The organism is Pedobacter foliorum, assembly GCF_013266735.1.
GTDB lineage: Bacteria > Bacteroidota > Bacteroidia > Sphingobacteriales > Sphingobacteriaceae > Pedobacter > Pedobacter foliorum.
Window position 1 is genome coordinate 222,048 of sequence record NZ_JABSNU010000005.1, and the last position, 11,688, is coordinate 233,735.

Annotated in this window: 4 protein-coding genes; 2 read left to right on the plus strand and 2 right to left on the minus strand. The window is 37.3% G+C overall.

Going from position 1 to position 11,688, the window contains the following annotated elements; all coding sequences use genetic code 11:
• Positions 1 to 29 precede the first annotated feature (29 nt).
• Positions 30 to 2,336, plus strand: a complete 2,307-nt coding sequence (locus tag HQN83_RS12615; RefSeq protein WP_173090707.1) for a glycosyl hydrolase family 95 catalytic domain-containing protein — start codon at positions 30 to 32, stop codon at positions 2,334 to 2,336.
• Between the two features lie 106 nt (positions 2,337 to 2,442).
• On the opposite strand, the gene HQN83_RS12620 is transcribed toward HQN83_RS12615, so the two are convergent.
• Together HQN83_RS12620 and HQN83_RS12625 are read right to left on the minus strand one after the other, a co-directional pair.
• Positions 2,443 to 4,287 (minus strand): RagB/SusD family nutrient uptake outer membrane protein, encoded by a 1,845-nt coding sequence (locus HQN83_RS12620; RefSeq protein ID WP_173090708.1) that lies wholly within the window; start codon positions 4,285 to 4,287, stop codon positions 2,443 to 2,445.
• Positions 4,288 to 4,298: 11 nt separating this feature from the next.
• On the minus strand, positions 4,299 to 7,472 hold the full coding sequence (locus tag HQN83_RS12625) for a SusC/RagA family TonB-linked outer membrane protein (protein ID WP_173090709.1): 3,174 nt from the start codon (positions 7,470 to 7,472) through the stop codon (positions 4,299 to 4,301).
• Positions 7,473 to 8,091: 619 nt separating this feature from the next.
• On the opposite strand from HQN83_RS12625, the gene HQN83_RS12630 reads away from it, so the two are divergent.
• Positions 8,092 to 11,673 carry an FG-GAP-like repeat-containing protein gene (locus HQN83_RS12630; RefSeq protein WP_173090710.1) on the plus strand — a complete coding sequence of 1,194 codons (3,582 nt, stop codon included), beginning with the start codon at positions 8,092 to 8,094 and terminating at the stop codon, positions 11,671 to 11,673.
• Positions 11,674 to 11,688: the final 15 nt, after the last annotated feature.

Consider the following 11,688-nt stretch of genomic DNA (forward strand, 5'->3'; position numbering starts at 1 on the left):
AAATTTGTAATACTTCTAAACTACACAAAATGAAGCCCTTTAAAATTATTTTATTATTGTTAAATCTAGGCTGTGTTTTTACAGTCTGCGCGCAAATACCTGATGCACGTTTTAATTTGTTGTTAAAAGCTCCTATAAACACCTGGGATGAGGCTATCCCATTAGGGAATGGTTTGATGGGTGGCTTGTTATGGGGAGAGGATAATACCATAAGACTATCTCTGGATAGAGGTGATTTATGGGATGAACGCACTACAGGTGAAAAGGAGTGGTGGAAAAAGTATACCTATCAAAAAGGAGCAGAAATGATTGCTCAAAAGAAATTTAGTACTGTAAATGAGTGGTGGGATGGCCCATACAACGGTGTAAGTCCAACTAAGCTGCCAGCGGGACGTATTGAAATTAAATTGCCGGTTGGCCAGATTGCGAAGAGCTTTGAACTGAAATTGGCTACTGCCGAGGGCTTGGCTTATTTTAAATCGGGGGCTGTAGTGAGGGCTCTGTATAGTGCTAGTGAGCCTGTGGCATTGCTTTCAGTTAAAGGAACTATTCCGGATGCTGTTGACCTTTTGAGTACTTCGGATGTATATCGTAAAAATGTAGATGAAAAGGGCGGTCCAAGCAGTGGTGGTTCTGTAAGTAAGCTGGGTTACCCTGATGCTGTTAAAGGAAAAAAGGGTAATGCACAATGGTACATACAGGAAGCAGCAGAAGGATTAAAATATTGCGTTTATATAGAGAAAAAAGTAATTAACAAAGAGACTTTACTTGCCGTTACTATTACCTCTACATCGGATGCAGGTGATTTTCTTTCGCTTGCTGCGAAACGCTGTATGGTGGCTTTAGCAAAAGGATATGAGGCTAACCTTAAGCCTCATAAACAATGGTGGAATGCATTTTGGCAGAAATCAAGTGTAAGTGTACCGGATACTGCTGTTCAAAAACAATACAACTTAGTTCAATATTTTTATGGGGCAGCATCACGTTTAAATGCTCCTCCAATGCCCTTGCAAGGAGTTTGGACTGCAGATAATGGTTCGCTACCTCCTTGGAAAGGAGATTATCATAATGATTTGAATACTCAGATGACTTATATGGCTTATCAGGAGTCAGGCCGTTTTGATGAGGGTGCTTCTTACCTTAATTTTCTATGGGATCGACGCGACTCGTTTCGAGCCTTTGCCAAAGATTTTTATGGTACTAAAGGATTAGCTTGCCCAGGTGTAATGTCTTATAGCGGACAACCATTGGGTGGATGGGGACAATATAGTATGTCGCCATCAATGAGTGCGTGGAGTGCACATTTATTTTACCTTCACTGGGCTTATACTGCTGATGATAAATTCTTGAAAGAAAAAGCCTATCCATGGAGTTCAGAGGTAGGAGAGTGTATGTTAGGACTACTGAAAAAGGATGCTAATGGGATTTTGAAACTGCCTCTTTCTTCTTCTCCTGAAATGTTTGATAACAGCCCTAAAGCTTGGCTTGAACCTAATAGTAATTATGATTTGATGAGTTTAAAGATGTTATTTCTATCTCTAAAGGAAATGGCTGAAGCTTGTGGTAAAAGTTCTGATATAAAAAAATGGGATGAGGCCGCTACAGCGTTAGGAGATTTTCATACTAAGGATGATGGCACATTGCTGTTGGATGCAAATAATGAGCTGAAGAGTAGTCACCGCCATTTGTCTAATATCATCGGCTTGTATCCTTTTAATTTAATTACGACGGAAAATGGTGAAAAGGCTACACAGATAATAGACGCGAGTTTAAAAAGTTGGGATAAATTAGGAACAAGTCAATGGTGTGGTTATAGCTTTTCGTGGATGAGTTGCCTTAAGGCAAGAGTCGGGGATGCCGAAGGTGCTGTTAAGGATCTGGATATTTTTGTTAAAGCATTTGTATTGCGCAATGGCTTTCATGTTAATGGTGATCAGACTAAAAGTGGATTTTCGGATTTTACATACCGTCCGTTTACTTTAGAAGGTAACTTTTTGGCCTCACAAGCGGTTCATGAAATGTTGCTTCAAAGCTGGAGCTCAGCACCCGGTAAAATAAACACAGGGGTTATCCGTATTTTTCCGGCTACGCCAGAAAAATGGGCTAATGCTTCGTTCACAAATTTAAGAGCTGAGGGAGGCTATAAGGTATCTGCAATACGGAAAAACAATTTGACTGTCGGATTTAGCATCGTCGCTTCAAAAGCCGGAAAAGTTAGAATTAAGGATAATTTTGATGGAAGAAAACCGAAATGGAGCATTAAAAATGTAAATAAAACAGGAGATGTTTATGAGGTTAACCTGATTAAAGGACAAAAAGTAAGCGCTAGTTTTTAGATTAATAATTAAAAATAATAAACCCAATGGCCGATATTTGCCATTGGGTTTTCGAGCGTCTATCAGATGATAGGTAACTTTGATCTAGTTATAGTTTGTAATACGATTATTGGTCATAACCAGGGTTTTGTTTTAGGGCATCGTTACTTCTTCTTATTTCGCCTCTCGGAATTGGGAACAAGTAATAGTAATCTCCTTTCCATGGTTTTCTTACTTCAGCTTCCGATATCACACCATAAGTATAAGTCAGTTTACCTTTTAAGTCACCAACTTTAGCTCCTGTCCAGTCCATTTTAACGCTGGTTAGTCCTCTTACTGCAACATCTACATTTCCTGGAGCGGCTTTCCAGCGCATAAGGTCGTAGAAGCGGGAATCTTCCAGGTGTAATTCTATAGCTCTTTCATTTCTATAATCTCTTACTAAATTGGCACCAGAACTGGTGATATCAGGCATGTTAACTGATGATCTTTTTCTGATTTTATTTATGTACTCGCGTGCAATTGGCTCTTTGCCTAATGCTATTTGAATTTCGGCATAGTTTAAATAAAACTCTGTTAATCTCAAGAAAATGATTACCTGACTGTAATCGTAATCAAAACTTGCACGAGGTCCTTCAAAATCCAATAGTTTTTTGAATGTATATCCGGTTTGAACCCTCCAATGGAATGGAGTTAATCCTTTTACCCAATAGGTTTTGGAATCCCTACCGAAATCAAACAGTTCTTGTCCATTTTTGGAATCTATTTTATTCGGATTTAAGTACGGCGGTGCATTATTTGGGTTAGGGTTTGCATCCTCCCAGTATTCGTATGTTCTTACTGTACTCTTTGCCCCATCATTTATAGTAAATGGGCCAGCACCAGGGTAAACAATATAGCTGTAATATCTTGGGTCTCTGTTTTTCTCTGGATTCTGTGGGTCATAACCAGAAGCAGGATTTACAGATGTGCCATCAGCAAGATATGGATATTCTCCGTTTGTCAATTGAAACATATTAACAAAAGTTTGGGTAGGCATAAGGCGTTGTTGTGCATCAAATCCGCTAGGCCAATAATCGTAATTCATACCCCAATCCGGAATTCTGGTTCCGGGAGTAAAGGATTTACCGAAGATGATTTCATCTGTTTTTAGTGGTTTTACATTCAAATCCTCATGTGTTGGATGTAATGTAAATCCTGCATCGAGAACAGCTTTGGTTGCTACTTCAGCAGCTTGCCATTTAGAGATATCATTTGAAGGGTTATTCAGAGGACTGGCTAAATACAACAATACTCGTGCTTTTAAGCCAAGAGCCGCTGCCTTGCTGATTTTTCCGGCATTAACAGGTTGGCCATCTAATAATCCGATTGCTAAATCACATTCACTTAATACAAAGGCAGCACATTCATCAAAAGTATTTCTAGGTGTATCAAAGCTATTGTCATTTAAATTATAGCTGGTTTTAATAATTGGTACGCCACCATAAGTGCGCATTAGTTCAAAATACATCCAGCCACGTAAAAAGTGAACCTCACCCTTCATTGGATTTAGTTTCTCAGGAGCAATTTCAGAGTTTTCAACCTTTTCAAAAAAGATATTAGCTTTTCTGATATAACCATATTCATCAGTCCAGATGTTGGTAAGGTCTGTAACATTGTCAGGATTAAGATTTCCTTCTATATACTGGCGGATACCTCCCGATCTACTGTGAGTTTCAGGCTGATTAACTGCAATGTCGGTCAGTGCCTCAAATCCTCCAACTCCCGGGCTCCATGGTGGTTTTATTCCATTGTACACATTGTATACATAATTTTGAAGAAATGTAGCGTCCTTAAAAACAACATCCTCAGATATTGCATCTAATGGTTTTTTATCCAACAAATCACGCTTACACGCGGAAGCGGCGAGGCCTATAAGCAGTATAGTAAATGCTCTTTTGGCTATTTTATTTTTGAGTATTAAATATTTCATATGAGTTGTAATTAGAAAGTAAGATTAAGTCCAAAACTTAAGGTTCTCATATTAGGATAAACCCCACCATTTCCACTTAAGAATTCAGGATCACCTGCTCCATACTTTTTAAGGTTATTATATAGCATGAATAGGTTGTCTCCAGATACGTATACCCTTAATGCCGAAATTCCAATTTTAGAAATTACATCTTTTGGAAGCGTGTATCCTAGTTCAGCCGATTTGAAACGAACCCATACTGAATTGTGATAATAAAAGTCACTATCTGAACCTTCTAAACCTGTTGGCCCAATTCTCGGAAGTATTGAATTAGGGTTTTCTAATGAATAACTATTTTTAGCGACGTAGGCTAGTCCATTACCGTTTGCTCCTGAATTGAAACCATTGCTTAAGCGCCATTTAGCTCCGCTTTGCCCTTGCAGTAACATTGTTAAATCGAAGTTTTTGTAATCTACTCCAATGTTCAACCCAAATTGCATTTTAGGGAAAGGAATGTGAGGTGCATTTGTTGCTTCTGTTCTTGGAAATGCAGTATCATCAAATCTATAGCGGTCATTTGTATTGATAACGCCGTCGTTGTTTAAGTCGGCAAAAATTAACCCTCCTAATTGGGCACCTGGATAGTTTACGTTATTATCCAAATCCTGTTGGGTTCTGTAGATGCCTATTGCTTTATATACTAAATCAGATCCAAGAGGATTTCCTTCTAGCTTTTGATAGGGTTCTGCCTGAGGTGCTTCATCAAAATAAACTATTTTGTTCTTATTGTAAGATATATTTCCATTGAATTTAAGATTTAAATCCCCCAGATTCTGGGTGTATCCGGCCTGAAACTCAATACCTCTGCTATCCATTTTGCCAATATTTTCATCTGGAAGTATCAAGCCGGTGTAACCTGGAATAGAAGCTTGTCTTTTTCCTAAAATATTGGATGTTTTGGTTTTATATACATCTACCTCAAAGGTTAACTTGTTGTTTAGAAAACCTGCCTCCAAGCCTAAATCTGTAGTTTCGCTTACCTCCCAGGTGATATTTGGGTTAGGTGTTGATGTCGCGGCAATACCTCGTACATCGTTTCCGTTAACAACCCAGCCATCAGTATACCCGAAGGCGCCAATGTATTGGAATGGATTTACTCTGTCATTACCCAATTGGCCCCATGAAGCTCTTAGTTTTAAATTACTAAACAGGTCTTTTGGCATAAATGATTCATTACTAACCACCCAAGCTGCTGAGGCCTGTGGGAAGAAACCAAAACGGGTTTCTTTAGGGAAAATAGGCGAGCCATCATATCTTGCACTGAAACCAAGAAGGTATTTGCTTTTGTAACCGTAACTTACACGACCAAAATAGTTTTGTCTGGAGGATTCAGAAGCGCGACCATCATTACTCCAGTTTTTACGATCTGTACTCCCCGCAAAAAGTTGATCTATTAGAGGTGAGTCATAACCAAGACGTTGAGCATAGAAATTATTGGCACTATATTCCATTTGTTCGTATGCAACAAATGCATCAATTTTATGGGCTTCTTTTATTGTTTTAGTATAAGAAAGCTTTAAATTTTCTGTGTTTCTTAAGCTTTGATCGAAATCTTCTCTCAATCCAATATCTTCTATTACTCTTGATGGCTTCTTAATTATTTCTCCCGCTGTATTTTTTTCATAATAAAACCAGGTGTAGTTGAAGGTTTTATTATAGTTCATTGTTTTAACAATAGAGGCATATCCCTCTAAGGCTAATCCCGGTACATAAGGCATACTGTATTTGAACCTAAGGGTTCCACTGGCTACATCGGCTTTATATTTGCGATAGCCAGGGCTTAGCAGCCTTGCAGCAGGGTTTGATTGCGACCAACCTTCACCCGGATAGCGATAATCGCCTCCTATATAAGCTTCTTGTAAAGGGCTTGTGACAGCAAGATATCCAATTTCTCCTCCAGGACCTCCCTGAGGGGTTTGAGTAGATTTCTCTCTGAATGAAAGGTCGAGCCCTACCTCAAAACTATTAGTAACGGTTACATCTAAATTATTTCTAACATTGTACTGTCTGAGCTTTGTAGTATTATCTCCACGAAGAATTCCCCCTTGGTTGGCCATACCAGCAGAAGTAAAATACCTTATTTTTTCGGTACCTCCACGCATAGTAAGAGATTGCCTGGATTGTTTGGCCGGGCCATCAACCAATGCATCCCACCAGTCTTCGGCTCTTCTTTCCCCATTTCTGAAAGATTCAACCAATGCCTCAGGAAAATCAGGAGGAGTGCCTTCTAATTTTCTTCTGTCATTAAGAACCTTCATATACTCAAGAGCACTTGCCGATTTTACTTTCATCGTTGGAGACTGAAAGGTATGTGTGGTTGTAAAATCAAATGCTGGTTTCCCTGTTTTACCTCTTTTAGTGGTTACTAAAATAACACCACCGGCTGATTGAGCACCATAAATGGCTGCAGAAGCATCTTTTAGAACCGAAATAGATTCTATATCGTTAGGATCTAGTCGATTTAAACCATCAGGATCTGCACTGGCTACACCATCGATAACAATTAGTGCAGAACTGTTTCGTGAAGTTTTAGGACCTCTTACTAAAATTTGCGCATCATCAAAGCCTGGAACAGCACTGGTTTTGTTTACATACAATCCAGCTAATCTGCCTGCTAATGAGTTTGAGACTGATAGTGCGTTAGATTTTTTAATCTCATCTCCAGATGTTTGTACCACGGCATTGGTCAGTTCAGATCTTTTCTGGGTGCCGTAACCTACTACTACTATCTCATCAAGATTTTTTTGATTAGGCTCCAGTTTTATATTAATAGCGGATGAAGAGCCAACCGTTATTTCCTTATTTAAATAGCCTACATAAGAAATTATCAGGACACTACTCTCGCCTTTAACTTTTAAAGTGAATTTTCCATCACCATCTGAAACCGCACCATTAGTAGTGCCTTTTTCAAGAACATTCGCGCCAGGAATTCCAGCTCCGCTTTCGTCTGTTATTTTTCCTGTAATAACCTTGTCTTGTGATCGCTTTGTTTCATAATCCTTAGCATTAGGAGTATTCCAATCTTTATTTGTTGATGTTTTTTTATTTTCAGCCCGTAATTCCGAGCTTAAAAAAAATTGGAGCACAACTCCACAAACGGCGCACATTGTTTTTAGCCGGGTGCGCGGCAATAGTTTACGTTTCATAAAAGCAATTAACTATAGTTTATATTTGGTTTATTGACTGGGTATGAATCCAGTTTTATCTTATATCGCTTGTTTGTACTGGCGGCCGTTTGTTTTTTTTTAAATAGCTACTACTATCTCCATAATTATTGGCATGAAAAATATCTTTTTAAAGAATTAGATTTCTTAATTAGTAATACCCCTTGTTTATTTGATTTGATGCTACATAATTATGTACATACATATAAACATAAATCGAATATAACAGAAAAATTATAATTCAAAGATTTTTATTTTTTATTTTTTTACAAATGAATCAATCAAGTCAATTTTTGAAGAGAATATTTTAATGTTTGATTTTGTAAGTTCTATTTGCTTTTTTTCCGTATTTTGTTTTGATTTTTAATCTTTTGTATGATTAAATTGCGATATTGTTCTTGTGTGGATAGATATTAATAAAAGAGAGATAGTATTTAATAAGGCATTTTAGGGTAAATATTTTTAAGTTTCTTTGTTTATGATATTATAATTATTGTCATATATTTGATACAGTTCATGATGGTTTTTGGTGTTTTTACTTTATTATGTACTAACATTGTATTAATTATTAGTTTTTGTTTTTTCTTTTAAACTTATTTTAATGAAATCTATTGGTTTTAGGATTCTTGTTGGTGTTGTTTCCCTATTTCAGTTCTCCTGCAAGCAGAATCCCAAGTTGTTTAAACAAATAACATCGGAACATTCAGGTATTACTTTTAATAATAAAATAGTTGAAACGGACTCTATCAATCCAATAGATGTAACTAACATTTATAATGGTGGTGGTGTTGGGATAGGTGATTTTAATAATGATGGTTTGCAGGATCTCTATTTTACGGGAAGTATGGTGTCTAATAAATTGTATCTGAACAAAGGCGGATTACAATTTAAGGATATAACAGAAAGTGCAGGGGTAACTGGAAATGGTAAATGGTGCAGGGGGGTGGCCGTTGTTGATATTAATAACGATGGATGGATGGATATGTACGTTTGTGCTTCCATGGATAGCAATCCTGAAAAAAGGAAAAATCTTCTTTACGTTAATCAAGGTTTAGATAAAGATGGATTGCCTGTCTTTAAAGAAAAGGCTGCGGAGTATGGATTGGATGATACCTCTCATTCAACAATGGCTGCTTTTTTTGATTACGATAATGATGGTGATCTGGATATGTATCTGGTGGTTAATGAAATAACTTCAAATATAAACCCGGCTGTTTTTAGACCCAAAATAGTAGATGGTTCATCGCCGAGCACAGGAAGGCTTTATAGAAATGACATGAACAATTCCTTGAAGCATCCGGTATTTACAAATGTTACTAAACTTGCTGGACTTACTATAGAAGGCTATGGGCATGGAGTAAATATTGCAGACTTCAATAAAGACGGTTGGAAGGATATTTTTGTTACTAATGATTTTATTTCAAATGACCTTTTGTATATAAATAATCATGATGGTACTTTTACTGATAAAGCCACATCTTATTTTAAACATACTTCTGCAAATGGAATGGGGCAGGATGTGATAGACATTAATAACGATGGACTGTCGGATGTTATAGAATTGGATATGAGTCCTGAAGATAATTATCGCAAAAAGATGATGTCAGCTTCAAACAGCTATCAAACATTTCAGCTTAATGATTTTTTTAAATATCAATACCAGTACGTTCGTAATTCATTACAAATTAATCAAGGACCAAGGGTAAATTTGAATGATTCCATTGGAGATCCAATTTTTAGTGATGTGGGTTACTTTTCAGGTATTTCAGAAACAGACTGGAGCTGGACTCCCATAGTTTCTGATTTCGACAATGATGGACTGAGGGATTTGGTGGTTACTAATGGTTTCCCTAAAGACGTAACAGATCGTGATTTTATTGCTTTTCGGCGTGAAGCCTCACCAGTTACTACTCAAGCCAATACATTAGCGCAAATACCAGAGGTTAAATTGCATAATTACGCTTTTCGTAACAATGGTAATTGCAGTTTTAGTGATGTATCTAATGACTGGGGTTTAACAGAAATATCATTCTCAAACGGAGGTGTTTCTGTAGATCTTGATAATGATGGTGATTTGGATATGGTGATTAATAACATTAATGATGAGGCGTCAGTTTATGAAAATACCAAGCTGAATTCAAAGCCGGAAAATGTGCATTATCTATCTGTGCAATTAAAAGGTGATTCCTTAAACTTAAATGGACTTGGTGCCTGGGTTGAAATATATTATGCAGGACAGCAGCAAGCGTATGAGCAAACTCCTTATAGGGGCTATCTATCCACTATACCTTTAAATCCTCATTTCGGGCTTGGAACTGTTACTTCGGTAGATTCTTTGATTGTTAAATGGCCGGATGGAACCAAGCAGTTGATGAAAAATGTAGCATCAGATCAAACCGTAAAAATTGATAAGAAAAATGCAAAAGAAAAGTACAATTGGCAAACTCCTGTATTAGCACAGAACACCTTGTTTAAGGAGATCACTAAGTCGGTAGGTATACAATATGTGCATACGCAAGCCGACTATATTGATTTTAATATTCAAAAGTTATTGCCCCACAAATTTTCAGAATACGGGCCATCATTGGCGGCCGGAGATGTGAATGGCGATGGTTTGGATGATATGATTGTTGGCGGTAATTCTTCTGTTGGGGCAGTATGTTTAACACAACAGAAAGATGGTTCTTTCCTGCAAAAAACAATTGTAGAGCCGGTTGAAGTAATGAATGTTCACTTTCAGGATATGGGAGCTATTTTGTTTGATGCAGATGGTGATGGAGATCTGGATCTTTACTTGTCTCGCGGTGGTTATGAAAGTAAACCAAATACAGCTGCGTATCAGGATCAGTTTTTCATCAATGATGGAAAAGGTAATTTCACAATTGATGCTTATGCACTTTCTCAAAATTTCACTAGTAAATCATGCGTTAGAGTAATTGATTATGATAAAGACGGAGATTTAGATCTTTTTATTGCAGGAAGGATAGAGCCCTGGAGTTATCCAAAACCGGTATCCAGTTACATTTATCGCAATGATTCTAAGGGTGGTAATGTGAAATTTACTGATGTAAGTACAGTGGTTGCAAAAGATTTAAATAATATTGGCTTGGTATGCGATGCCTTGTTTACTGATTTTGATAATGATGGATGGCAGGATCTTGTGCTTACCGGAGAATGGATGTCAATGACATTTTTAAAAAATGAAAAAGGTGTTTTCAAAAACGTTAGCGAAAAAACGGGCTTGTCAAGTCAAATTGGGTGGTGGAACAGTATTGCCGCGGGGGATTTTGATAACGATGGAGATATTGATTATGTAGTTGGCAATCTTGGTCAGAATTCTTTTTTTAAAGCGACTGATCAATATCCTGTATCAATTTATGCCAAAAACTTTGATAATAATGACAGCTTTGATGCTTTTCCTTCTTTGTATCTTCCAGAAAGCCAAGGTAATCCTACGAAAAAGGAATATCCGGCCCAAACGAGGGATGATGTTGTAAAACAGATGATCGGTATGCGTTCAAAATTTCAGAATTACAAATCATTTGCAACAGCTACTATGGATCAGGTGCTTAGTAAAGAGCAATTAAAAGATGCATTGATATTAAAATCAAATAATTTAAAATCTTCTTACATCAGGAACGATGGTGGGGGTAAATTTACTATGATACCCTTGCCTTTTCAGGCACAATTATCAGCTTTGAACGGAATGACTGTAGATGATTTTGATGGAGATGGAAATCTGGATTTAGTTATTAATACAAATGATTATGGAACAGAGGTGACGGTTGGTCGTTATGATGCTTTGAATGGGTTGATGTTGAAAGGAGATGGGAAAGGTGGTTTTGTTCCTCAAACGATTCTTGGGAGCGGTATTTTTATTCCAGGTAATGGGAAAGCACTAGTTAAGTTGAGAAGTGGAAGTGGTAAATACTTATTGGCAGCAGGTCAAAATCGTGGGCCATTAAAGGTATTTGAGCTTAAAAAAGATAAGAATAACATCGCCCTGCAACCAAACGAAGTAAGTGCCGAACTTTTATTTAAAAATGGTAAAAAGCAGAAGCAAGAATTCCCTTATGGCTTTTCATTTCTTTCTCAATCAGCAAGGTTTCTTAGTGCTGATAAGAATGTTGCATCCGTTGTTATTTCCGATAGCAAGGGGAAAACAAGGAAAATAGTTTATTAAAGTAATAGAAGTTAG